Below are 24448 nucleotides of genomic sequence, written 5' to 3' on the forward strand. Positions count from 1 at the left end.
CGCAGCGGCAGCACGACTGCCCTGAGTGCGGCTATACCACGCACCGGGATGTTGCGGCCGCTCAGGTCATTAGTACCCGCGGGCAGCGGGGAATGGAAACAGCCCGTGGAGGGGATGCGCCGGGACGCCTTGGGGCGCTAGGTGGCACCTGATGAAGTGGGAATCGCCGTCCTTTAGGGCGGCGAGGATGTCAAAATGCCCTCGCAGGCTTGCAGTCGGGATCGGCCATGGGGCGCGCTAACAAAGCTGTCCTCGCTTACTCGGGCGGCGTCGATACCTCGGTTTGCATCCCCTACCTCAAGCAGGAATGGGGGGTGGGTGAGGTCATTGCCCTCGCTGCCGATTTGGGGCAAGGCGAGGATCTGGAGGCACTGCGCACCAAGGCGCTGCAAGCAGGAGCCTCGCACGCGCTGGTGGCAACGGCCACCGACCGCTTCGTTCGCGACTACGCCTTCCCGGCGATCCAAGCCAACGCCCTCTACGAAGACCGCTACCCGCTCTCGACTGCCCTGGCGCGCCCGCTGATTGCCGAGTTGCTGGTGGAGACCGCCCACCAATACGGGGCAGATGCGGTCGCCCATGGCTGCACCGGCAAAGGCAACGATCAGGTGCGCTTCGATGTCTCGCTGATGGCGCTCGATCCCCAGCTAACCCGCCTGGCGCCGGCGCGGGAGTGGGGCATGAGCCGGGAAGCCGCGATCGCCTACGGCGAACGCTTCGGCTTACCGGCGCCTGTGGCCAAGGGCTCGCCCTACAGCATTGATCGCAACCTGCTCGGGCGCAGCATTGAGGCCGGCCCGCTCGAGGATCCGGATGCAGAACCGCCAGAGGAAGCGTTTGCCCTCACCTGCGCTGCGACGGAGGCCCCCAATGCACCCGATTACCTCGAAATAACGTTCGAGGGCGGCATCCCAACGGCGCTAGACGGCCAGGCGCTCGATCCCGTAGCGCTGATCGCGCAGCTCAACGAACGCGCCGGCCGGCACGGGGTGGGCCGCATCGACATGCTGGAGAACCGCGTTGTGGGCATCAAATCGCGCGAGATCTACGAAACACCAGCGCTGTCGGTGCTCATTGCCGCGCACCGCGATCTGGAGAGCCTGACGCTCACTGGCGATGTCACCCAATACAAGCGCGGAGTCGAGGCCACCTACAGCCAGCTGGTCTATCAGGGCTTCTGGCACGGCCCGCTCAGGTCGGCCCTAGATGCCTTTGTGGGGCAGACCCAAGCCCGCGTTACGGGGACCGTCCGCCTCAAGTTGTTTAAAGGGAGCGCTACTGTGGTCGGGCGCCGCTCTCCCTACTCGCTCTACCAGCAAGATCTGGCAACCTACGGAACCGAGGACCAATTCGACCACAAGGCCGCCGAAGGTTTCATTACCATTTGGGGCCTGGGGACCAAGGTTTGGTCGCAGACGGGCTTGCGCGCCTAGGTGGGAACCGGCTCGCCCGGCCGCAGGCGCGCCCACTTGCCCGCCTCCTGTAGGAAGCTGTCGCAGCCAACGACATCCCACTCCATCTCGATGCTGTCTTGCTGGGGCCGGATGTGAACGTTGATGGTGGGATTGTCGGGCTCGAAATTGGGCGCGTCCGTCAGGTGCGGCTGCTGGTGCTGGGTCTCGACCGCGTGGTAGGTGGTGCAGCGATCGACGTAGTGACAGTTGACGCAGATGCACATGGCCCTGGATCGCGCTTTATCTTGCTAGCTTAGCTCACCCCCGGGCCATCGCGAGTGCCAGCCCGTATGCCCAGCTCGCTCGAGGCAACGCCCCTATCGCCGCAGCAGTGGCCCTTCAATCTCAGCTGGCTGCCACCGCAAGCGCATTTGGTGGGGGGTGCCGTTCGCGATGCGCTGCTCGCTCGGCGGCAATCTCCCCTGGATTTGGACTTTATCGTGTGCGATGGCGCCATCGAGACGGCTCGCGCCATTGCCCGCCACTACGGGGCCGGTTTTGTCGTGCTGGATGCCGGGCGCCAGATCGCGCGGGTGGTGTTTGCTGGCGGCACGGTCGACTTTGCCTGCCTTGAGGGGGCAACGCTGGCCGCCGATTTGGCGCGGCGCGACTTTACGGTCAACGCGATCGCCTACGAACCGCGCGCGGGCGCAATCGTCGACCCGCTGCAGGGGCAAGCGGACCTGGAGCGCCGGTGCCTGCGCATGGTGGCCGCCGCCAACCTGCAAGCCGATCCGCTGCGCTTGCTGCGCGCTTACCGCCTGGCCGCCCAGCTTGATTTCGCCATTGAGGCGCAAACACGGGCCACTATCCGCCGCTGGGCCCCGCAATTGGCTCGGGTTGCAGCCGAGCGCGTCCAGACCGAGCTGCGCTACTTGCTAAGAGCCCCAGCGGGCAATGCCTGGCTGAAGGCAGCCGGCGCTGACGGTGTCCTATCGGCCTGGTTGCCCGATGCCGACGCGGCCGCTCTAGAATGTGCTGCCCGGGTCGATGGGGCGACTCGCTGGCTGAGCGAGCGCTGGCCGTCGCTGGCTCCCGAGCTGCATGCCCCGCTAACCAACGATCCCACCGCGTGCTGGCCGCTGCTAGCCAAATTCGCCAGTCTGGCAGCTCCCAGCGCTGATCGCGCGCAAGCGCAGCTGGCGGCCTTGGGCCTCTCGCGGGCCGAGGTTCGCAGCGCCGCGACCGCCGTCCGCCACTGGGCGCGCGTGGCGGCGGCCCCGCGCTCGATCCGAGCGCAGTTCGAGCTGTTTCGGGCGGTGGGGGCCGCCTTTCCGGGGGTGGCCTTGCTGGTTGCCGCGGCCGGCAGCGATCGCGCAGCGATCACGCAGCTGCTTGATCGCTACGCCCATCCGGGCGATCCGGTGGCGCATCCGCACTCGCCGGTCAGCGGCCGAGACCTGATGCGTGCGCTGGGCCTATCGCCCTCGCCCCAAATCGGCGAGCTGCTAACCGAGATTCAGCTGGCGCGCGCCTGCGGCGATATCGCAACGGCCGAGGAAGCACTGGCGTGGGCCGCCAGTTGGCTGGGCCAGCGCGCGCCCAAGACGGGCGACTAGCCGTAGCCGTGCTCGGCCAAAAACGCTGGCGTAATGTCGCTGCTGCCTGCGGCTGCCGCTTGGGGATAGCCCAGCAGCTTGTCAGCGTATTTGCCCAACAGATCGCTTTCTAGGTTGACCCAGCTGCCGACGGCGAGTTGGGCCAGGTTGGTGCGGTGGTAGGTCAGCGGCACGACGGCCGCTTGGAACCAGCGACCGTCGTGATCGCAGTCGGCGACGGTCAGGCTGATGCCGTTGACGGCCACGCTGCCTTTGGGCACCAGGTAGCGTGCGACCTGCCGCTGCCACGCCTCGCCGCTCCCCGAGGGTGCGCGAAAGACCAACTCCCAGGCCCGCTCGGTGGCCCTCGCCTCGGCGAGATAGCCCACGCCATCCACGTGGCCGGTGACAAAGTGGCCGCCTAGTTTGTCCCCCACCCGCAGGGCCGGTTCCAGGTTGACGGGGTCGCCACTTTGGCGGCGCTGGGCCAGAGCGCTGCGCTCGATCGTCTCGGGCGAGACCGTTGCCCTAAAGCCGCCAGCGCGCAGCGCTTCCACAGTGAGGCAAACGCCATCAACGGCAATGCTATCGCCCACCGCCAGCCCGGGCAGGATGGCAGCCTGGTCCTGAGCGTCAACCGTCACGACGGCGCGATCGGGGGCCGAGGGTACTAGGGTGCCTTGGGCGCAAACGAGGCCTGCAAACACGGCGAATACAGAGACCAGCTGTAACGGATGGGACCGGCCGAAACGGATCGGGCGCACAACCCGGCCCCCTGCCATCTATCCTGATCGTTAGGAGCAACCATAACGGTTTGCCCTGACCGCAGGCGAGGCCTTGCGTGCCGAGCGTTTTCAAGGGGCCAATCCATGATCGAAATGAAAGTTGCCGGGATCGCGCTGGATGCCGTCACGCGCAGCCCGATCACGTTGCTGAAGGATGGTGCCGAGCGGCGCGCCCTACCGATCTACATCGGTCAGGATCAAGCCCGCTCCATCGTTGGGGCCCTGGAGCAGCAGCAACCGCCGCGGCCGCTGACCCACGATCTGATTGCCAACATTCTGGAAGCGTGGGAGATGGAGCTGGATCGCATCATCGTCCACTCGCTCCAGGACAATACCTTCTACGCGCTGCTGTGCTTGCGCCAAGGCGATCGCAGCCAGGAAATCGACTGCCGCCCCAGCGACGCGCTGGCGATCGCGCTTCGCACCAACGCGCCCATTTGGGTGATGGAGGAGGTCGTTGCCGACGCCTCCATCCCGGTGGATCAGGACGCCGACGAGCAAGACCAACAGGCCTTTAAAGAGTTTGTCTCCAACGTCCGGCCGGAAGACTTCATCAAGCAGGGCGGCGGATCGGGCAGTAGCAGCGACTCAGCCTAACGGCAACTGGAGCTAGTCCCATGCGCTACCGGCGGTTCGGTCGGACGGAACTGCCGCTCTCGGTCTTTTCGCTGGGCACCATGCGCTGCCTGGGGAACGAGTCAGAATCGGTGCAAACGCTAGAGCGGGCGCTCCAACAAGGCATCAACCATCTGGAAACGGCCCGCGGCTACGGTCAAAACGAGCGGCAGCTCGGGCGCGCGCTCCAGGCAGGATTGCCCGTACGGCGCGAGCAACTCTACATCACTACCAAGCTGCCGCCCACCCCCAATGCCGACGCCATGCGCCGCTGGATTGACGAGTCGCTGGCGCGCCTGCAGCTCGATTATCTCGACTGCCTGGCCCTGCATGGGATCAACACCTGGACCCACCTCGATTGGATCGAGCGGGCCGATGGCTGCATGCAGGCTGTCGAAGAAGCGCTGGCCGACGGCCGCATCCGTAATGTGGGCTTTTCCACCCACGGCAGCCGCGAGCTCATCCTGGCCGCGATCGACACCGGGCGTTTTGCGTTTGTCAACCTGCACTACTACTACTTTTTCCAGCACCACGAGCCGGCCATCGCTCGGGCAGCCGAGCAAGACATGGGGATTTTTATCATCTCGCCTGCTGACAAAGGCGGTCGGCTCTACGATCCGCCGGCCAAGCTGCAGCAACTCTGCCACCCCTTCTCGCCGCTCGCGCTCAACTACCGGTTTTTGCTCAGCGACCCGCGCATTACCACCCTCAGCATGGGACCGGCTAACCCCTCAGAGCTAGACGGGCCGCTGCAAGTCGCTGATCGCGACGGCCCGCTCGATAGCGCCGAGCGCGCCGCCTTGGCGCGGGTCGAGGCGCAGCTCGAGCAGGCGCTAGGCCCCGATAAGTGCAGCCAGTGCTACCAGTGCCTGCCCTGCCCCGAGCAAATCAATATCCCTGAGGTCTTGCGGTTGCGCAACCTAGCCGTTGCCTACGACATGCAAGATTACGGGCAGTACCGCTACCGCATGTTCGAAAATGCCGGCCATTGGTTCCCTGGGGCCAAGGGCAACCGCTGCACCGACTGCGGCGAGTGCCTGCCGCGCTGCCCGGAGAACCTCGACATCCCGCGCCTGTTGCGCGATACGCACCAGCGCCTAGGTGAGCGGCGCCGCCGCCTGTGGGAGAACGAGTAACGTCGGGAGGGTCTTGGCAATGCGCCCCTTCGCGCTAGCGCTTGTGGGATGGGTGAGCCTCATGGGGGGGTGGGGGGAGCTGGCATCGGCTCGCGTGGCAGCGTCCTCGGCAAGCTGCCAACCGCCCCCAGCCACAATCGAGGCAACCGTCAGCAGCGAGCGTCCCCCGCAGTCAGGGTTAGCCGTTCCCAGCCTGTGGTGGGCGCAAGCGCAATTCGATCCCGATAGCGGCTGCCTCATCAGGCGCTGGGTGGCCTATCCTGATCGCCAACGCATCGATTTCATTGTCAACCGCCGGCGCTGGCGGCGCTTGGACTATCTGGACCGCTACCGCACGCTCAATCAGTTCGGCACAGTGGCTCGCTCCTACAGCTACGACCTCCAGGTCCTCGATGCCAAGCGGACGTGCCTGGCAACCTATCGCTGCCAGTTCCAGCGATCGCCACCCCGCTGCCGCGTTGCCTTTGGTTCCCTGTTGCAGCAGTACCTGCCAACCACCCCGGCCTCGCCCTAGCGCGCGGACTGGCGGATGCGGCGCCAGAGCGCTTGGTACTGCTGGCGCGCTGGCGTTGGCAGCGGTAGCAAGAACTCGCTGCGATCCAGCAGCGGCTGCGGCGGGTGGAGCAGTGGCTCCTGAGCCACCTCGCTCGGCAAGCGCTCGGCGGCCATGGCCGGCAGCAGCGGCGAGGCGGCGTTGCCCAACTGCGAAATTTGGCGGGCCGTTTGCAACTGCCAGCAAAAGCCAATCCAGTTGCCCAGCCGCGATCGCGCCTCCTGAGAGAGAGACTCCTTAGCCGCCGGTTTGACCCACAGATCCAGCCACAGCGCCGTGCCCGACTGGGGAAAAACCGCTTCAATTTGGGGGTAGCGCCGGCGCAGCGCTAGCAGATCGTGCGACCAACCCACCGCAGCCCACGTATCGCCCAGGATCAGCGGTTGCAGGTAGTGATTGCTGCTGTAGAACTTGACTTGGCGGTGCAGGGCTTGCAGCTTGCCCTCGAGCTGGGGCACTTGGCTCAGATCGCCCGTATTATACGAAGCGCCCAGTGCTTTGAGCGTCAGCCCGATGGTCTCGCGCGCGCTATCGAGCACCGAGATGCGATCGCGCAACTCGGGGCGCCAGAGGTCGGTCCAATCGCGGGGGCGCCAGCCCAGCGCGTCCAAGCGATCGCGATGGTAGGCAATCGCTGTGGCGCCCCAGCGGTAAGGCGCGCCCCAAATGGCACCACCCTCATCCGGCTGTCCTTGGGCATCGCGCCGCAGCGGCGCATGCCAGCGCGCTGGTAGCTGCGCCCAGTCTTGGAGCTCGGCCGCTTCAAAGGCGCGAATGGTGCCCTGTTGGATGGCCGGTTGCAGCCAATAGTCGCCTAGGGTTGCCAAATCGGCAACGGCCTCGGCACCACCGCCAAACGGCCAGAGGGCCCCAATGCCGGCTTGCTGTCCTGCCGAGTCCGCCTGGGCCTGCCACGCTTGCAAGCGCTCCCAAATGGTCCGGAGTTGGGGCTCGGGCGTGACGTTAAGGGCCGTATCGTTCCCGTGCTGCTGGCGGAATGCCGCCAAGACTTGCGGCGGCAGCGAATCCTGCAGCAGCCGCACGTCGAGGCCGCTGCGGGAGCGGCTGCAGCTGGCAGCAAGCGGGGCGAGGGCTAGGGCGCTCGTGCCCGCAAGAAAGCGGCGTCGGCTCGGCATGGCAAGCTCAGCTCGGTGGCGAAACGGCTTGATGGCGCTCGAGCATGCGCTCGATGGCGGTTAGGAGCTGCGGCTGCCTCCAACCCAGATAGAGCGAGGCAGCGATGGCGCATCCACCAGCGCCAACGCCTTCTTTGACGCAGCCCCCTTCATAGGCGCGCAGTTGGGCATAACTGGCACGCGCGAGACTCAGCTGCGTTGCCAGCAGCCGCACCTGCCCCACGGCGCAGGCCAGTCCTACCGTATCGCTGGCGGCATCTTCGGCAACCCATCGCGTGGTCCCCACAGCCACGCGCTCTAGCTCGCCCGCCAAGCCATAGCGATCACTGAGCGCGCGCGCCAGCGCAAAAACGGCCAGCATTTGCGTTCCGCCAGCCAGCAGAACGCCGCAGTGGCGGCTAGCTGCAATGGCCATCCCGGCAGCGGCAAGCTGCATGGGATCGCCCACCGCCGCCGCAACCGCCAGCGGATCGGCCCCGCGCGGTGCTAAACCGGCCCGCTGCAAGCCCCGCGCGGCCAGCTGCTGTTTCTGGGCGCCATTGCCGCCTGCATGGCTGCTGCTGACGCGCTGACTGCCGGCAATCCCCAAGCCAGCCAGCAGGGCCAGTGCTGTAGTCGTGCCGCCCACAACGCATTCGCTGATGGCAAGGTAGCGACCGCGACCGGCTGCTTGGCTCCCCAAGCGGGTTCCCCAGGCCAAGCCACGCTCGAGCAACCGTTGGGCTACTGCCGGCGGTAGGGCCCGCCCGGTGCTGAGGCAGCGTGCCGGTTGTCCCCCCAAGCCGATCGTGGGGACGGCAGGCTGGCGTGCCAAGCCGGCATCGAATAGATAGATGGGAGCGGCTAGGGCTTCCACTAGCGCGCGCGCGACCAGTGCCGGCGAAGCCCCCACTGACAGTGGCGGCAGGGCGCAGTAAGGGGTTGCCTGCGGGCCGTTGGCCAAAAACTCGGCATCGGCGATCGCGGTGTTGCGGCGGGCCTCGGGCGTGCAACCCGCCGCCGAGATGCCGGAGACCGTTGCAGTCTCGGTAAAGCCCAGCACGCAAGCCAGCAGCGGCTGCCGGCCGCGATGCTGCTGCAACCACTGCCGGCCGAACTCGGGGTGGGCGTAGGTGCCGATCACCCGCGGCTCCCCAACAGCGCTCGTACCCAGCGAGGTGGCTCCGGGATGGGGACTCCCAAGCGCCCTAGCAGTACCAACGACACCAGATGCACCACGAACGCGTACACCAGGTTCTCCACAAAGACCATCCCCAGGGCAGCGGTTTGGATGACGCCCAGGCTGGGCTGCGCGACGATCCCGAGCTGGATGAGCCCCCAATCGATCAACCCAGCGACTTGAGCGATGGTATAGCGCCACAGATCCTCGCCCACAAACACGGATAGGAGGGCAATGCGAAAAAAAAAGCCCAAGGTTCCCAGCAGCGCGCCCACCGGCACCGAAAGCGGCCAAGGCACCCCGCGGCGCCACATGGCGCCGAACTGGACGCCCATAACCCCGTAGGGCACCAGGTACAAAACGCTGCGCGGCGGTCCCATCAGGATCGAGAGCAAAAAACCAGTCGTTAGCGCGGCCATCCAACCCGTACGCGCCCCCCAGCGCAGGTAGGCCAGGGCAATGGGCACGGGGAAAAAGATCCGCAGCAGCGGACCGGGCGGAAAGTAGGAATTGACCAGCCAGATCAAGCTCGCCGTGCTGGCCAGAAAGGCGGTTTCGACTAGCGCTAGGGGCGCCTCGACTGGGGAGTGCGCCGAGCTCCTGGCCGATCGCTCGACTTCGGCTTCCTCGGCGGCATCGACCCAGTTGGGATCGGCGTTCTCCCGATGGGCCGCAGCATGGCGATGGTCGAATGCGTCGCTCACGATCGCGCGCGGTACTTGGGGTTATAGGGTGCCGCGGAACAAGCCCTGGGGCCGCAAGAGCAAAACCAACACCATCACCACCAGAGCTGCCGCCAGCTTGTACTGGGATCCCAGCAGCGGGACGCTCAGTTCCTGGGCCATGCCAATGATAAACGCGCCCGTGATCGCGCCGTAGGGATTGCCGATGCCGCCGGCAATCGTGGCCGCGAAGATCGGCAGCAGCAGGAACCAGCCCATATCGGGCCGCACGGCAGTCATGAGGCCGTAGGTCGTGCCGCCGATGGCCGCCAGCGTCCCGGCCAGCCCCCACGTCCAGAGCACCACGCGATCGACATCAATCCCCGAGATGCGCGCCAGATCGATGTTGTCAGCCACAGCGCGCATGGCTTTGCCCATTCGGGTCCGCTGCAGCAGCAAATGCACTCCCAAAATGGCAGCGCCCGCCAGCGCGATCGCCACCACGCGAAAGAAGGCAATGTCGAGGCCGAACGCGTTCAGCGCCGGCATTACCGGCAAATCGTAGGAGCGGTTGCTACCGCCCCAGATCAGCAGCACCCCGCTGCGGACGAACAACCCCAAGCCAATGGAGGTAATAATGAGCGTAGCAGCTGAGGCGCGCGCGCTGCGGGTGGGGCGCCACAGCAGGCGCTCGGCGAGCAACATGGCAGCCACCGTGCCCAGGGCCCCGAGCGGCATGGCCGCCCAGAGACTGGCACCGCCCGTATTGGCAGCCCAACTCACATAAGCCCCCAAAGTCAGGAAATCGCCGTGGGCAAAGTTGGGCAGGCGCAGCACCCCAAAGGTCAGGGTTAGCCCCATTGCTGCCATCGCCAGGGTGCTACCGATGGCTAAGCCATTGATTGCTAGCTGCAGGAGTTCCATACGCCGTCGCTCGTTTCGCCATCGGCCGGCCAGCGCGGATCGTAGCCGATACCGAGTCTCCCACGGCGGTTGCAGCTAGTCTGACTCAGCATCCAGCGAGCGGCGCTGCCACGGCCCGTAGTGCCGGGCGTAGTAAGCCAAGATGGCCTCAGCGCGCTGCTTGCTCTCGCCATCGAGCTCGGCGCTATAGGTGAGTCGCAGCCCTAGGGTTTGACTGCGCTCGTAATCGAATTGCTGCGCCTGTTGCGGAATGAGCTCGGCTTGTACGCCCTCGACTTGGCGCAGGTGAGCCGCTACCTCACAGTAAACGGCCAGCGAGAGCTTGGGGCAGCGGATGCGCTCCTGCCGGGGGGGCTGAGGCCTAGCGGCGCTCGCGTTTGCCATTGGGCTTGCTGTCTGAGTCGGACTGGGGGGGAGGTGGCAGCCGCTGCGCCGCGGGGGCATCCGTTTTGGGAAGAGTGGGCGCAACGGAGCCCACAGTCGCATTCGACCCCACCGTTTCGATCACTTGCTGTCCCTGCTGGGCCAAGACCACAGCAGGCGCTGGCTTGCGATTGGGGGCGATCTGCTTGATGCGAACGTGGCCGTCGGCCAAGACATCGCCTTCGCTGACGCGCTGGACGGCGCCCTCAGGGAGTTCGACGATCGCCCGAGCGCTCCCGCCGATCTGAACGATCCCCGTCACGCGGAGGGCGCGGGCCTGTTGCGCTAGCGGCGTTGGCTCCTCCAACTCGCCCGCGGCTTTGGCTAACTCTGACTCGGTGGCCTCGGGTGGGGGACCGGCGGGCGAGCGGCGGGCAGGCGACGTTTCTTCCGGCGGCGCCGGTTTCCGCTTGTCAGGTTGCGATTGTGTTGTGGTGCTGTCAGAGGCCGACTTTGCCGTGGGGGAGCGTTTATTCCCAGGAGAGGTTTTCTCCTTCTCTGACGGCGCCGGTTTCTGTTCGCTAGGTTGCGATCCCGTTTTAGCGCCGTTGGAGGCCGATCCTGCCGTTGGGGAGCGTTGGTCCGGTGGCGGACTGGGTTGCGATCGGGCTGCGGTCTTGCCAGACGCTGGGGATTGGCCCTCATCCGAGCCAGGGGCCGGGCGAGCGGGAACGGCAAACCCGGCAAAGGGATCCTGCCCTGAGGGCTGCTTGGGGGTGTTTTGGGCAAGCTGCTCCGGATCGGCCGCCGAGCGCAACCCCGACAGCGGCTCGGGCGAGGGCTCAAACTCGCGCCCTTGGAACAGGTCCTCAGGTGGCTGCTGCTGCGAGTCTGAGCTCGGCGCCTGTTGCTCGCTATCGCCACCGCAGCCGCCTAGGGCGAGGGCGAACGCCCCAACCGCCGCTTGCCATTGCCGTCCCATGTTGCGATTTACATTCGTTTAAATGCGCCTGGTTCGGCGCTGGGCGCTGGCTTACGGTAAGGGCACAGCCACCGCTAGCGAGGGAACGGTCGTCCCATGAACGCGCCTGCGCCCCATCATAAGGCTCAAGGCCTCAAGCCCGGCAAGCCGCGCCCGGCTAAAGAGCTCTGCAGCGAGTGCGGCCTGTGCGATACCTACTACATCCACTACGTCAAAGAGGCCTGCGCGTTTCTCAACGAGCAAATTGCCGAGCTGGAGGCCCAAGCCCACGGCCGCAGCCGCAACCTGGACGACCCTGACGATTGGTACTTTGGCGTTCGCCAAAACATGGTGGCGGCGCGCAAGCAAGAGCCCATCGAGGGGGCGCAGTGGACTGGCATTGTCAGCACCATCGCCTGCGAAATGCTCCAGCAGGGCGAAGTCGAGGGTGTAGTTTGCGTGCAAAACAGCGAGCAGGACCGCTTCCAACCCGAGCCCATCATTGCCACCACCACTGACGAGATCCTGGCCGCGCGCGTCAACAAGCCCACGCTCTCGCCCAATCTCTCGGTCCTGGAGCAGGTTGAGTGCTCGGGCATGAAGCGCTTGCTGATCATTGGCGTGGGCTGCCAAATTCAAGCGTTGCGATCGGTCGAGCGCGAGCTGGGGCTCGAGAAGCTCTACGTGCTGGGCACGCCTTGCGTGGATAACGTCACCCGCGAGGGGCTGCAAAAGTTTTTGGAAACGACTAGCCAATCCCCCGATACGGTCGTCCAGTACGAGTTCATGCAGGACTTTCGGGTACACTTCAAGCACGAAGATGGCTCAGTCGAGAAAGTGCCGTTTTTCGGGCTCAATACCAAAGAACTCAAAGACATCTTTGCCCCCTCCTGCATGAGCTGCTTCGACTATGTCAACTCGCTAGCCGATCTGGTTGTGGGCTACATGGGGGCGCCGTTTGCCTACCAGTGGCTGGTGGTCCGCAACGAGACCGGGCAGCAGATGCTGGATATGGTCTGGGACCAGCTCGAGACCCAGCCGGTCACCTCCAAAGGCAACCGCAAAAATGCGGTCCAGCAGAGCATTCCCGCTTACGAAAAAGGCATTACGCTCCCCATGTGGGCCGCCCGCCTCATGGGGGTGATTATCGAGCGCATTGGCCCGCAAGGCCTGGAGTACGCGCGCTTTTCCATCGACTCGCACTTTGCGCGCAACTACCTCTACGTGCAGCGCAACTACCCCAACAAGCTTGAGGACCACGTGCCCGAGTTTGCCAAGCGCATCGTCGGGCAGTATGAGCTGCCGGAGTGACCTAGCGCTCGGCCAAGCGCTCTTGCGAGGGGGCGGCCGCGGCCGAGTCGCTACCGTCGCCCTGCTCCAGGATGGTCGGCACCAGCAGCGGTGGGGTCTGCTCCAAAAAACCTGCTCGCACGAAGGCAGCGTAAATGCCGGTCTCCATGGCAATGAGCTCGCGCTGCAGTTGCTCGTCCGCCATGGCCTCTAGGGAAGGGGGATCCTGCTTTTGCCCTTCCAGTTCGCCTTGCAGCTTGCCCAGCTCCTGGCGCACGAGCTCGCGGTAGCGGAAAAACTTGGGGTTGAGCTCCCAGCGCTTGACCACATCGTCTTGGTGGAGGTGATTGAGGATCTGGTTGAGGGCGACCGAGCGCGCGATCACGCGTACGTAGTTGTCCGGCGTTCCCGGATTGCTCCCTTTTAGGCCCAACCACTCCAGTAGCGGCTTGGCAGTTAACCCCTGCACCAGCAGCGTAAACAGCACCACCCCAAACACCGTGGCCTCAATTGCCTGCCGCTGCACCAATACAATGGGGACGCTCAGCGCGAGCGCGATCGACACTGAGCCCCGCAATCCCGTCCACCACAGCAACGTCTGCTCGCGCCAATCAATCTGCGAGCCCGCCAGCCAATAGCTCAAGCCGCCCAAGCCGTAAACGGCTAGCGCGCGCGAGACCACAACGGCGCCAATGGCGGCTGCAATGGGCAAAAGGTTATTGCCCAAATTGGTAAAGTTGATCTGGTCGCCAATGAGCAAAAAGACGATCGAGTTGACCAGAAACGCCACAAACCCCAAAAACTCGGTCAGGACTTGGTGTTTTTGGGGATTGAGCCGGTGGGTGCCAAACGAGCCCAAAATGGCGCCGGCGGTAATAACTGCAACCACGCCCGAGCCGCCCAACTCCTCGGTCGCCAAGTACGTGCCGTAAGCCGCCACCAACAGCAACGAGCGGCCCAGAAAGCGCAGGTCGGAGCTGGGGATGAGATAGGACAGGGTCAGGCCCAGCAGCGACCCGACAACCAAGCCGATGCCCACTAGCGCCAGCACCTGAGCGCTCAGGGCCAGCGAGTTCGTCATGGCGAGCTCGACTGGCAGATCCATCAGCAGTACAAAGGTGACGACCGCCAGGGCCGAGTTGAACAAGTTTTCGCCCTCAGTCAACACCATCAGGCGTTTGCTAACGCCCAACTTGCCAAACAGGGCTGTGATGGGGGCGGGCGAGGTTGCGGCCAAGCTAGCCCCCGCGAGTAGGGCAATGTGAATCGAGACGCCAGCGAATGCCGTCAGGGCCAGCGCAACGCAGGCAATGGTGACCACAACCCCCAGACCGGCGTAGAGCGCGATAGGAATCCACTCGCGCTTGAGCAGGGTCCAGTCCAGGTCCCAGGCCGTTTTAAACAGCAGCGGTGGGACGAAAACGAACAGCGTGACTTCGGGCGGCAGCGCGATCAGGCGCACGTCGAGCAGGGAGAACCCCAACCCGACAATCACCAGCAGCAGTGTATAGGGGATATCGCGAAACGGGCGCAGCAGTTGCGATAGGGTGGCGACGCTCAGCGATACCGAAAGGACCAGCAGAAACTGCTTGAGGTTCTGTTGGACGGCGACTTCGCCGACAACGTTTTCTAAAGCCATAACGTGAGGTTGCGCCTAGCTCGCTACATGCGGCCTAGCTCACCCGCTAAAAGCCGTGGCGTTACGCACCTCACACCTCAAAACAAACGAGCAACCGGAGCGGCGTCCTAGGTTGCCATTAACTGGCTCCACTGGCTTTGCGCGCGATCGCGTGGCGTTAGAACCGTTTTGTTGGAGCAGCGCCTGCTAGATAGGGGTTGCTTCGCCTATGAGTGTAAACGATCGCGCCGCTTGGCGAAACAGTTGCAATGCCTAGTGAGCCGCCCGTTAGGGACCAGCGGGGGGCAGTTTGCTAAATTGAAGGTCTTAGCGCGAGCCGGGCAAGGGGCAACTCGCAGGGTATGGCGCTAATCGTGCAGAAATACGGCGGTAGCTCGGTTGCCTCGGTCGAGCGCATCCAAGCCGTCGCCCAGCGGGTGGCACGCTCGGCGGCAGCAGGCGATCGGGTGGTAGCGGTCGTCTCGGCCATGGGCAAAACGACTGACGAGCTCATCGCGCTGGCGGATCGGGTATCGGCCTCCCCCGATCGCCGCGAGATGGACATGTTGCTGTCCACCGGCGAGCAGGTCTCCATCGCGCTGCTGAGCATGGCCCTGCAGGCGCTGGACCAGCCGGCGATTTCGCTCACGGGCGCGCAGGTGGGCATTGTCACCGAAACCCAACACAACCGCGCCCGCATCCTCAACATCCAGACCGAGCGGTTGTGGCGCCACCTGGCGCAGGGCAAGGTCGTAGTCGTCGCGGGATTTCAGGGGATTGCCGGTCAGGGCGAGCTCGAAATTACCACCCTGGGGCGGGGCGGCTCGGACACCTCGGCTGTGGCCACCGCGACTGCCCTAGGCGCCGATCGCTGCGAGATCTATACCGATGTGCCCGGCATTCTGACCGCAGACCCCAGCCTGGTTCCCCAGGCCCAAATCGTCTCGGCCATCACCTGCGATGAGATGTTGGAGCTGGCCAGCCTGGGGGCCAAGGTGCTGCATCCGCGCGCCGTTGAGATTGCGCGCAACTACGGCGTCCCGTTGGTCGTGCGCTCGGCCTGGAACGATGCCCCCGGTACGCGGGTCTTATCGCCGGTGCCTAAACCCCGCTCCACCGACAACCTCGAAGTCGGCAAGGCTGTGGATGCCGTGGAGCTCGAGCGCGATCGCGCCAAGCTATCGCTCATGCGCGTGCCCGACTCGCCCGGCATTGCCGCCCGCCTGTTCGGTGAGATCGCCCATCAGGAGGTCGATGTGGATCTGATCGCGCAGTCGGTCTATGAGGGCAACACCAACGATATTGCCTTTACAGTGCGGCGCGCCTCGCTCGGGGTCGCCGAAGCCGTAGCCGAGGCGATCACGCCCGCGTTGGGCGACCCCACGGCTGCTGCCAGCCACCCGCCTGAGGTGGCCCTGGAGCGGGAGGTGGCCGAAATCGCCATCTCCGGGGCCGGGATGATCGGGCGCCCCGGCATCGCCGCCACCATGTTCTCGGCACTCAACGACGCGGGCGTCAACATCCAGATCGTCTCCACCTCGGAGGTCAAAGTCAGCTGCATCATTGCGCTCCCGGCAGCGCCCGAGTCGCCCTCGAGCGAGGCGCTGCTTGATCGGGTCATTGCCGGGCTGTGCCGCACCTTCGAGATCGGCAGCTCCCCCGTTCACCTGCCAGCCGGCGATCGCGAGGCGGCAGCGCCGGCGGTGCGCGGGGTAGCCCTCGATACCGATCGGGCCCGACTGGCCGTCCGCCACGTCCCTGATCGCCCCGGAACGGCAGCCCGCATCTTCAACCACTTGGCTCAGGAGCGCGTTCAGATCGACACCATCGTGCAATCCCAGCGCTCGCGCCTGCACCGCGGACAACCCACCCGCGATATTGCCTTCACCGTGCCCTCGGCCGATGCCGAGGCCGCCCAGGCAGCCTTGCAGGCGCTGGCTCCGGGGCTGGACTGCGGCGAAGTGTTGCTCGATACGGCCATTTCTAAAGTGAGTGCCGTAGGCTCGGGGATGCTGGAGCAGCCCGGGGTGGCGGCGCGGATGTTTGCGGCCCTGGCCGAGCGCGGCATCAACATTCAAACCATTGCCACCTCCGAGATCAAAATCAGCTGCGTGGTGGCCCAAGCGCACGGTCCGGCCGCTCTGGAGGCCGTTCATACGGCTTTCGGGCTGGCCCAGCACCAAGCGCCCGTGCCGGCCTGAACCAGAGGCTATTAGATAGGAAGGGACTGTTGAGGTGAGGAGCTAGCATGCACCAGCACGGCGTCACGATTTGGTTTACCGGGCTCAGCGGCGCTGGCAAAAGCACGATCGCCCGAGCCCTGGCGGAGCAGCTGCGCGCGCGCGGCCACAATCTGGAACTGCTCGATGGCGATGTCGTCCGCCAGAACCTGACCAAGGGACTGGGCTTTAGCAAAGAAGATCGCGACGAAAACATCCGCCGCATCGGCTTTGTGGCGCATTTGCTCACCCGTAACGGCACCATCGCCATTGTCTCGGCCATCTCGCCCTACCGCGCCGTGCGCGAGGAGGTGCGGCAGCGCATCGGCCACTTTGTCGAGGTGTATGTCAGCACGCCGCTAGAGGTCTGCGAAGCCCGCGATGTCAAAGGGCTCTACCGCAAGGCTCGCTCGGGCGAAATCCAGCAGTTCACCGGCATCGACGATCCTTACGAACCGCCGCTGACCCCAGAAATCGAGTGCCAGACTGATCGCGAAACCGTGCAGCAGAGCTTGGACAAGATCGAGGCGGCGCTGGCGTCGTGGGGCTATCTTCCCCAAACCAGCGACCTCAAGCGCTAGCAGCGGCAGCGCGCTCGGAGGCAACTGGCTGGCTCGCCAATGGTGGAGTTGTTGGGGCTGGACTGGCAGGCATGGGCCACGCTCGCAACGATCGTTGCCATGCTGGCCGCCCTGCTCAAAAGCAGCGGCCACCCGGATCTGATCCTGCTGGGTGCGCTGGGGATGCTGCTGTTGCTGGGTATCCTGACGCCGAAGGAGGCGTTTGCCGGGCTGTCCAATCCGGCCCCGCTGGCGGTGGGGGCCCTGTTCGTGGTGGCCGCTGGCGTTCGCAACACCGGGGCGCTGAGCTGGGTGGATCCGCTGCTATTCCAGCCGTCGCGCTATCTGCCTGCCACCTTGGGCCGCCTCATGCTTGCCAGCGCATCGCTCTCGGCGTTTTTGAATAACACGCCCATTGTGGCGATGCTCATCCCGCGGGTAGAGGCTTGGAGCGAAAAAAGCGGCATCCCTGTTTCCAAACTGATGATGCCGCTGTCGTTCGGTGCCATCTTGGGCGGGACAACCACCCTGATCGGCACCTCGACTAACTTGCTAGTTTCGGGGCTGATGGAAGCTTCCGGCTACTCGGGGTTGGGCCTATTCGAGCTGACCCCGGTTGCCGTGCCGGCTGCTCTGGCAGCCATGGCCTATTTTGTCCTGGTGGGGTATCGCCTGCTGCCCGAGCGGCGCCAGGGTGGGGCTACTGTCTCCAGCGAGCTGCAAAATTGCCTGTTCGAGCTGCGCGTTGCGCCCAACTCGCCCCTGGCGGGCAAGACGGTGCAGCAGGCGGGGCTGCGTTCGCTGGGCGAGGCGTATTTGCCCTACCTGCACCGGGACGGCCACTTGCTGTGGGCTGCCCCGGAAACGGTGCTGCGCGAAGGGGACATCCTCGATTTTGTCGGCAATCCGTCTGCCATCGACAAACTGCTGGAGCGGCCGGGGCTGGAGCGGACCGTGGATGGCGTTGGTTCGCCAGAGCTTACCGCGCATCCGCTCTACGAGGCCATCGTTGCCCCTTCCTCGCCGCTGGTGGGCCGAACGCTGCGTGAAGTGGGGTTCCGCGAGCGCTATGATGGCGTCGTGCTGGGCATCCACCGGCGGGACGAGCAGATCCGAGCGCCGCTGGGGCGCGCCCCCATCCAAGCCGGCGATTTGCTGTTTGTCGAGGCCCCGCCCGGTTTCGATCGGCGCTGGAGCGGGCGCCGCGATGAGTTTTATCTGGTAGCGCCCTACCGCGGCGAGCAGCCCAAGCCGCAACCCCAGAAGGCCCCCATCGCGATCGCGATTTTGGTCGCCACAGTGGCGTTTGCCGCCACCGGCATTGCCCCCATTGCCATGACGGCCTTTTTGGGCGCGCTCGCCACCATTGCCACCGGCTGCCTCTCGCGACAGGATGCCCGCCGCGCCGTGGACCTATCGGTTTTGATCGTGCTGGCCGCTTCGCTGGGGTTGGGGCGCGCGGTGGAAAAAACCGGCCTGGCCGATGCCATTGCCAACGGCATCATCGAGCGCGCGCCGCAGCTGGGGACGCTCGGGGTCTTGGTGGCCATCTATGCCATCACGAGCTTGCTGACCGAGGTGGTGACCAACAATGGGGCAGCGGCGATCGTGCTGCCCATCGGCTTGGCAGCGAGTGCGGAGCTGGGGGCGCCGCCGGAGGCCTTTGCCATTGCTGTCGCGATCGCCGCCTCGACCAGCTTTTTGACCCCCATCGGGTACCAGACCAACCTGATGGTCATGTCCCCCGGCGGCTACCGCTTTGGGGACTACGCGTGCAGCGGCATTGCTGTCGATGGCGTGGTAATGGTAACCAGCATCGCCGCGATCGCACAGCTCTGGCTGTGAGCGGGCCGGCGGGCTAGGGTGGAGCGCAGGAGTCTTATCGCAACCGCCATGGCATACGAATCGGAGCGAGAAGCCGCCATCGAGGCCTGCCGCGCAGCATCGCGCCTATGCGAGCGCGTCCGCGCCGAAATGGCCCCAGACGCCATGGAAAAGCAAGACCGCAGCCCGGTCACAGTCGCCGATTTTGGCTCGCAGGCGGTCATTTGCCAGGCACTGGCGGAGGCCTTTCCCCAGGATGCGGTCGTGGCGGAGGAGGACGCTGCGGCCCTGCGCCGACCGGATGGCGCTGCCTCGCTCCAGCAAGTGACGCACTACGTGCAGGCGATTGTCCCCACAGCCCATGCCGAGGCCGTCGCAAGCTGGATCGATCGCGGCAACGGCTCGGTGGGCCCGCGCTACTGGACCTTGGATCCCATTGATGGGACCAAAGGGTTCCTGCGCGGCGATCAGTACGCGATCACGCTGGCGCTGGTCGAAGGCGGCGAGGTCAAGGTGGGCGTTTTGGGCTGTCCGTCCCTATCGGTCGATGCCGGACCGCTAGCGGGCGAAACGGGCTTGCTGTTTGCCGCCGTGCGCCACCAAGGGGCCACCATGGAGCCGCTGGCGGGTGGCTCGCCTCATCCCATTGGGGTCGCCACCCAGGACGCCAGCAAGCTGCGGTTTGTGGAAGGCGTCGAGCCCGCGCACAGCGACCACACCCAACAGGCCGAGTTGGCACAGCGCGTGGGCATTACGGCGCCCTCGCTTCGCGTGGACAGCCAAGCCAAATACGGCACGGTTGCCTGCGGTCAGGCCGCCCTCTACCTGCGCTTGCCACCGCCGCAGAACCCCGGTTACCGTGAAAACGTTTGGGACCACGCCGCCGGCACCATCGTGGTCGAGGAAGCCGGGGGCCGGGTAACCGACATGCACGGCCGAGCGCTGGATTTTACCCAGGGGGCCAAGCTCGAGCGCAACCAGGGCGTTATCGTTAGCAACGGCGCCCTGCACGATGCCGTCCTGCAGGCGTTGCGCGAGCAGCAGCAAGCGGTCTCGGGCTGAAGCTGGTGACAGGATTCGAACCTGCGACCGACGGTTTACAAAACCGTCGCTCTACCGCTGAGCTACACCAGCACGGTCCTCAAGCTAACAGACAGTACCACCGGCGGACTCGCTGTCATACTATCGGGAACTAGCTGCGGTTAACTCCGCTATCCCGACCGACAAACTAGAGATTGGTGTGGGCCGGCAACTGTCCCTGCCCTTACAGACGCGGTTCCGCCGCTGGGTGGCCTTGGGCCTGGCCGCCCTAGCGACCGCCGCGAGCTGACGCTGGTGGCCCACTCGACCGCGCGCGAGGCCTACGAGGCGATCGTGCCGCAATTTGTCGAGCGCTGGGAGCAACGAACCGGGGAGGCCCTAAGGGTGTACCCAAGCTATGGTCCCTCAGGGGGCCAAGCGCGCGCTGTGCTAGAAGGGCTCGAAGCGGACGTTGTGGCCCTGGCCCTGGGCGCGGACGTTGCGCCACTGCAAGCGGCAGGACTGGTTGCGCCCGGGTGGCGTCAGGCGCTACCCAATCGCGCGGTGCCGCACTACTCGGTGGTCGCGCTTTCGACCCGAGCGGGCAACCCCCAAGGCATCCGCGACTGGCCAGACTTGACCGATGCTGGCGTCTCGGTAGTTGCGCCCAATCCCAAAACCTCGGGCGGGGCACGCTGGACCTTTTTGGCCCTTTGGGGCGCTGCCACCCAGCGGGATGGCATGCCCGGAGCCTCAGCCTACGTGCGCCACGTATATGGCAATGCCCCTATCCTGCCACGCAGCACCCGCGAAGCCAGCACGGTGTTTTGGCAGCAACAGCAAGGCGATGTCTTGCTCACCTACGAAAGCGTTGCCCGCTTTGCGCAGCGCAGCGGCCTAGAGCTGAGCTACACCGTGCCCGAGCCCAACCTGCGCGCCGACAACCCGGTGGCCGTTGTCGATCACCACGTCGAGCAGCACGGCAACCGCGCGGTTGCGGAAGCATTTGCCCGCTACTTGTTCTCGCCCCAGTGGCAAGGCAGTCGCCATCGCGATCGCGTGATTTATCTGACGCTGCTGCTACTGGTGCCGGCAGCCAATGTCGCCTTTCAGGCCTTTCGCAGCGGCCTGGGGGCTTTTGCGGCCAACTTGGGCGATCCCGCCCTTGTGAGCGCCATTCGCGTCACGCTGCTGCTGGCGGTGCTAGTGGTCCCGCTCAATACGGCATTTGGGCTGTGCGCCGCCTGGGTGATCGCGCGCCACCAGTTTCCCGGCCGGACGTTGCTGGTCAGCCTGCTGGATTTGCCCTTTGCCGTGTCCTCGGTGGTGGCGGGGCTAGCGATCGCGCTGCTCTACGGTCGCGACGGTTGGTTCGGGCCGCTGCTCGAGGCCGCTGGCATTCCCATGCTGTTTGCGCTGCCGGGAATGGCGCTGGCCACGGCGTTCGAAACGCTGCCGTTTGTGGCGCGCGAGCTCATTCCCGTACTAGAGGAGACCGGCACCGAGCAAGAGGAAGCGGCCCGCACTTTGGGCGCGAGCGAGTGGCAAACCTTTTGGCGCGTGACGCTTCCCAACCTTCGCTGGGCGCTGCTGTACGGCATCATCCTGACCAACGCGCGCGCCATGGGGGTATTCGGCTCGGTGGCGGTCATCTCGGGCAATATCATTGGCAAGACCCAAACCCTGACCCTGTTTATCGATGACACCTACAAGCAGTACCAGACGCAGGCTGCCTTTGCGGCAGCCATGCTGTTGGCTGGCCTGGCCCTGGTGACGCTAGCGCTCAAAGCGCGCTTGGAAGGTGCCTCGGCCGAGTGACCGCCGGTCGCCTTGCACCAGGCAAGGGCGGCCGGCGGCGCAAAGCTACAATGAGAAGCGCAATTCCGACGTGTTGGCGAGAAACGCGCGCTAGCCGCTCATGAGCCCCTCCTCAGAACGCGATCCCAACGCTGCATCGGCCGAGGCCCCGACATGCGACTCGCCGCTGGTCGATCTCAACGGGGTCCGCCAAGTTCAGCCCGAGACGCTCTCGGCCCAGCGAGCCCAGCAGATGGCGGAGTTTTTCCGCGTCCTCGCCGATCCCAGCCGCTTGCGCTTGCTCTCGGCCCTGGCCCAGCGCGAGCTCTGCGTGTGCGATCTGGCCGCGATCGCCAAAATGAGCGAGTCTGCAGTCTCCCATCAGCTCCGAACCCTGCGCGCCATGCGCCTGGTGAACTACCGCCGGCAGGGGCGCAACGTCTACTATCACCTAGCCGATGCCCACGTCATCGAGCTCTATCGGACCGTCGACGAGCACTTGGACGAACTGTGCCCGTAGCAGCAGCGGCCGGTTCAAGCTGCTACTATCCGCCGTACTAGGCTAAATTGTGAACGAAAAATGAAAGCCCGCCCCGCGGGTTGCCATCGAGGCCATGGCATGCGCAATGCAAGCTTGACGCGGCGAACGCTGCTCGGGGGTGCTTTGCTGGCAGCTGGTGCCGGCTTGATCGCGCGCCCTAGAGGCGCCCGGGCGCAAGCGTACTCGGACGCCTCGGTCACGCCGGGCGGCCTGGAAACGGTGGGCGATGTGGATCGCCGCTTTAACGGCTTTGATGCCCACCAAATCCTGACCGATTGGGATACCGGCACCGTCTCGCGGCAAGCCAACGGCCAGCAGCTGCGCGAGTACGCCATTGAGGCCATCGAGCGCGAGATCGAGATCGCGCCGGGGGTGCGCTACCCGGCTTGGACCTACAACGGTCGGGTCCCGGGGCCCACGCTGCGCGCCACCGAAGGCGATCGCGTGCGCATTCGCTTTACCAACCGCGGATCGCACCCGCACACGATGCACTTCCACAGTATCCACGGCGCCAGCATGGACGGCGTTCCCGGTGCCGGGGAGGTGCCGCCCGGCGAGACCTTCGTCTACGAATTCGAGGCGCAGCCGTTCGGCTGCCACCTCTACCACTGCCACTCCATGCCCTTCAAGCAGCACTTGCACAAGGGGCTCTACGGCGCGTTCATTGTCGATCCCGACCCCGAGCGGCACCCCCAACAGGCTGAGGCCGCGAACGCGCGCCTGCTCGGCAGCGCTGCCAATGCGCGCTGGCAGGAGCTCGTCATGGTCATGAACGGGTTCGATACCAACTTCGACGGCGACAACGAGTTCTACGCCGCCAACACCATCCCGCACGCCTACTTCAAGCGGCCCATCCGCATCGAGCGCGATCAGCCCGTGCGGGTTTATTTGGTCAACGCCACCGAGTTCGATCCCATCAATTCGTTCCACCTCCACGCCAACTTTTTCGACTACTACGACCACGGCACGACGCTCGAGCCCACGCTCCCCACCGTGGACACGGTCAAGCTGGCGCAGGCCCAGCGCGGCATTCTGGAGTTCTCCTATCGCGGCTTCGAGCCCGGCGATTACCCGTTTCACGCCCACCAAACCGAATTTGCCGAATTGGGATGGATGAGCTTGTTTCGCGTCGCCGCCTAAAGCGCACCACCGCCCAACTGGCCCTTCCCGTGGGGCTGCTGGCGCTACTGCTGGGGGCCTTCGTGCTGCTGGATCCGCTCCAACCCGCTGGCGCCCTGCCGCCGCTCGAGCGGCTGACGGTCGAGCGCACCATTTTGGATGACGCGGGTATCTCGCTGCTGGTGCGCGCTGGCGGTCCCGACCCAGTGGCGATCGCGCAGGTGCAAGTGGATGAGGCCTATTGGACCTTCGAGCAAAAGCCGGCGGGTGCCATTGCACCGCTCGAGCGCGCGCGCATCAACATCCCCTACCCCTGGACCCGCGGGGCGGACCACCACGTGCGGCTGGTCTCGCAGACGGGGGCAACCTTTGATCGCGCCATCGAACGGGCACTCCCCACCCCCACCCTCAATCCGGTGACGCTGCTGCGGCAGGCGCTGGTGGGGCTCTACGTGGGGCTCGTGCCGGTGGGGACGGGCATGCTGTTTTATCCGGCCCTGCGGCAGCTGGGCCGGCGCGGGCTGGAATTCGTCCTGGCGCTGACGCTGGGGCTGCTCGCCTACCTGCTGGTCGATACGGCCCGCGAGGGGTTGGCACTGAGCGCGCAGGCCAACTTGGCGCTGAGCGCTGGCACCTTGCTTTGGATCGCAGCCGGGCTGACGTTTGCGGCATTGCTGGCAGTAGGCCGGCGCGGCGGCGCGCCGCCCCAGGGCAAAGCCCTGGCGCGCTACTTGGCGCTGGGCATTGGCTGGCACAATCTGGGTGAAGGTTTGGCCATTGGGGCAGCGTTTGCCACCGGCGAGATTGCGCTGGGCTCGTTCCTGGTGCTGGGGTTTGCCCTGCACAATCTTACCGAGGGCATTGGCATTGCCGCGCCGCTGGCCGAGCTACGACCGAGGCTGGCAACGTTCGCCCGCCTAGCGGCCCTGGCAGGTGCCCCGGCCATTGCCGGCATCTGGCTGGGAGCTTTTGCCTTCTCGCCGCATTGGGCCGCCCTGTTTTTGGGGGTCGGCGCCGGGGCAATCTTGCAAGTATTGGTGGAGGTAGGCGCCTACTTGCAGCGACTGTCCCCAACCGCCGGCTTGCTCTCGGCGCGAAGCCTGGCCGGCTCGGCCGCCGGCGCTGCCATCATGTACGGCACCAGCTTGGCCGTGCAGGTGTAAGCTGGCGCAGC

At 65.4% G+C, this 24448-nt stretch carries 23 protein-coding genes and 1 tRNA gene; 14 read left to right on the forward strand and 10 right to left on the reverse strand.

Translation table 11 applies throughout. The features are described from left to right. Positions 1-227: 227 nt before the first annotated feature. A complete protein-coding gene (locus BRC58_09855) occupies positions 228-1433 on the forward strand; it encodes an argininosuccinate synthase (protein PSP16148.1) in 1206 nt (401 codons plus the stop codon). On the opposite strand, the gene BRC58_09860 is transcribed toward BRC58_09855, so the two are convergent. Next, on the reverse strand, positions 1430-1678 hold the full coding sequence (locus BRC58_09860; protein ID PSP16149.1) for a hypothetical protein: 249 nt from the start codon (positions 1676-1678) through the stop codon (positions 1430-1432). The genes BRC58_09855 and BRC58_09860 overlap by 4 nt on opposite strands. Positions 1679-1744: 66 nt before the next feature. Between BRC58_09860 and BRC58_09865 the strand changes: the two genes are divergently transcribed. Continuing rightward, positions 1745-3013 (forward strand): [cytidine(C)-cytidine(C)-adenosine (A)]-adding enzyme, encoded by a 1269-nt coding sequence (locus BRC58_09865; protein PSP16150.1) that lies wholly within the window; start codon positions 1745-1747, stop codon positions 3011-3013. On the opposite strand, the gene BRC58_09870 is transcribed toward BRC58_09865, so the two are convergent. Then, on the reverse strand, positions 3010-3699 hold the full coding sequence (locus tag BRC58_09870; protein PSP16151.1) for a riboflavin synthase: 690 nt from the start codon (positions 3697-3699) through the stop codon (positions 3010-3012). The genes BRC58_09865 and BRC58_09870 overlap by 4 nt on opposite strands. A 162-nt stretch (positions 3700-3861) precedes the next feature. On the opposite strand from BRC58_09870, the gene BRC58_09875 reads away from it, so the two are divergent. The 3 genes from BRC58_09875 (at position 3862) to BRC58_09885 (ending at position 6042) form a co-directional block, all read left to right on the forward strand. Further along, the gene (locus tag BRC58_09875) at positions 3862-4374 is read left to right on the forward strand and encodes a hypothetical protein (GenBank protein ID PSP16152.1); all 513 of its coding nucleotides are present in this window, start codon (positions 3862-3864) and stop codon (positions 4372-4374) included. Between the two features lie 20 nt (positions 4375-4394). Beyond that, positions 4395-5528 carry an oxidoreductase gene (locus BRC58_09880; protein ID PSP16153.1) on the forward strand — a complete coding sequence of 378 codons (1134 nt, stop codon included), beginning with the start codon at positions 4395-4397 and terminating at the stop codon, positions 5526-5528. A gap of 61 nt (positions 5529-5589) precedes the next feature. Beyond that, a complete protein-coding gene (locus BRC58_09885; protein ID PSP16154.1) occupies positions 5590-6042 on the forward strand; it encodes a hypothetical protein in 453 nt (150 codons plus the stop codon). Here BRC58_09885 and BRC58_09890 read toward each other — a convergent pair. From BRC58_09890 to BRC58_09915, 6 genes are all read right to left on the reverse strand, one after another. Continuing rightward, positions 6039-7217 (reverse strand): polyamine ABC transporter substrate-binding protein, encoded by a 1179-nt coding sequence (locus BRC58_09890; protein PSP16155.1) that lies wholly within the window; start codon positions 7215-7217, stop codon positions 6039-6041. The two genes, BRC58_09885 and BRC58_09890, sit on opposite strands and share 4 nt — an antisense overlap. Before the next feature lie 7 nt (positions 7218-7224). Next, positions 7225-8340, reverse strand: a complete 1116-nt coding sequence (locus BRC58_09895) for a TIGR00303 family protein (protein ID PSP16156.1) — start codon at positions 8338-8340, stop codon at positions 7225-7227. Beyond that, on the reverse strand, positions 8337-9080 hold the full coding sequence (locus BRC58_09900; GenBank protein ID PSP16157.1) for a DUF2232 domain-containing protein: 744 nt from the start codon (positions 9078-9080) through the stop codon (positions 8337-8339). The genes BRC58_09895 and BRC58_09900 overlap by 4 nt, the downstream gene beginning before the upstream one ends. Positions 9081-9101: 21 nt before the next feature. Next, positions 9102-9962, reverse strand: a complete 861-nt coding sequence (locus tag BRC58_09905; protein ID PSP16158.1) for a branched-chain amino acid ABC transporter permease — start codon at positions 9960-9962, stop codon at positions 9102-9104. A gap of 75 nt (positions 9963-10037) precedes the next feature. Further along, positions 10038-10346: a hypothetical protein gene (locus BRC58_09910; protein PSP16159.1), complete on the reverse strand. Its 309-nt coding sequence runs from the start codon at positions 10344-10346 to the stop codon at positions 10038-10040. After that, positions 10324-11307, reverse strand: a complete 984-nt coding sequence (locus BRC58_09915; protein PSP16160.1) for a hypothetical protein — start codon at positions 11305-11307, stop codon at positions 10324-10326. The genes BRC58_09910 and BRC58_09915 overlap by 23 nt, the downstream gene beginning before the upstream one ends. Positions 11308-11403: 96 nt before the next feature. Between BRC58_09915 and BRC58_09920 the strand changes: the two genes are divergently transcribed. Further along, positions 11404-12597 carry a hypothetical protein gene (locus BRC58_09920; GenBank protein ID PSP16161.1) on the forward strand — a complete coding sequence of 398 codons (1194 nt, stop codon included), beginning with the start codon at positions 11404-11406 and terminating at the stop codon, positions 12595-12597. Position 12598: 1 nt separating this feature from the next. Here BRC58_09920 and BRC58_09925 read toward each other — a convergent pair whose 3' ends face one another. Beyond that, positions 12599-14215, reverse strand: coding sequence for a sodium:proton antiporter (locus BRC58_09925; protein ID PSP16162.1), 1617 nt, complete (start codon positions 14213-14215; stop codon positions 12599-12601). Between the two features lie 341 nt (positions 14216-14556). On the opposite strand from BRC58_09925, the gene BRC58_09930 reads away from it, so the two are divergent. Genes BRC58_09930 through BRC58_09945 form a run of 4 tightly spaced genes read left to right on the forward strand, consistent with a single transcriptional unit; the run spans position 14557 to position 19859 of the window. Further along, the gene (locus BRC58_09930; protein PSP16163.1) at positions 14557-16395 is read left to right on the forward strand and encodes an aspartate kinase; all 1839 of its coding nucleotides are present in this window, start codon (positions 14557-14559) and stop codon (positions 16393-16395) included. A 47-nt stretch (positions 16396-16442) separates the two neighbouring features. Beyond that, positions 16443-16994 (forward strand): adenylyl-sulfate kinase, encoded by a 552-nt coding sequence (cysC, locus tag BRC58_09935; GenBank protein ID PSP16164.1) that lies wholly within the window; start codon positions 16443-16445, stop codon positions 16992-16994. A gap of 39 nt (positions 16995-17033) precedes the next feature. Beyond that, positions 17034-18818, forward strand: coding sequence for an SLC13 family permease (locus BRC58_09940; protein ID PSP16165.1), 1785 nt, complete (start codon positions 17034-17036; stop codon positions 18816-18818). Between the two features lie 48 nt (positions 18819-18866). Then, entirely contained in the window at positions 18867-19859 is a 993-nt protein-coding gene (locus tag BRC58_09945; protein ID PSP16166.1) for a 3'(2'),5'-bisphosphate nucleotidase, read from the forward strand. Here the strand turns inward: BRC58_09945 and BRC58_09950 are convergent. Beyond that, positions 19857-19931 (reverse strand) — tRNA-Thr (locus BRC58_09950). The genes BRC58_09945 and BRC58_09950 overlap by 3 nt on opposite strands. Before the next feature lie 627 nt (positions 19932-20558). On the opposite strand from BRC58_09950, the gene cysW reads away from it, so the two are divergent. The 4 genes from cysW to BRC58_09970 all read left to right on the forward strand — a co-directional run bounded on the left by cysW (position 20559) and on the right by BRC58_09970 (position 24437). Further along, the gene (cysW, locus tag BRC58_09955) at positions 20559-21635 is read left to right on the forward strand and encodes a sulfate ABC transporter permease subunit CysW (protein ID PSP16187.1); all 1077 of its coding nucleotides are present in this window, start codon (positions 20559-20561) and stop codon (positions 21633-21635) included. Positions 21636-21735: 100 nt separating this feature from the next. Further along, positions 21736-22134, forward strand: a complete 399-nt coding sequence (locus BRC58_09960; GenBank protein PSP16167.1) for an ArsR family transcriptional regulator — start codon at positions 21736-21738, stop codon at positions 22132-22134. Positions 22135-22233: 99 nt separating this feature from the next. Further along, positions 22234-23295 (forward strand): copper oxidase, encoded by a 1062-nt coding sequence (locus BRC58_09965; protein PSP16168.1) that lies wholly within the window; start codon positions 22234-22236, stop codon positions 23293-23295. Continuing rightward, positions 23265-24437: a metal transporter gene (locus BRC58_09970; protein ID PSP16169.1), complete on the forward strand. Its 1173-nt coding sequence runs from the start codon at positions 23265-23267 to the stop codon at positions 24435-24437. The genes BRC58_09965 and BRC58_09970 overlap by 31 nt, the downstream gene beginning before the upstream one ends. The last annotated feature ends 11 nt before the right edge of the window (positions 24438-24448 follow it).

This window comes from Cyanobacteria bacterium QS_8_64_29 (assembly GCA_003022125.1).
GTDB lineage: Bacteria > Cyanobacteriota > Cyanobacteriia > Cyanobacteriales > Rubidibacteraceae > QS-8-64-29.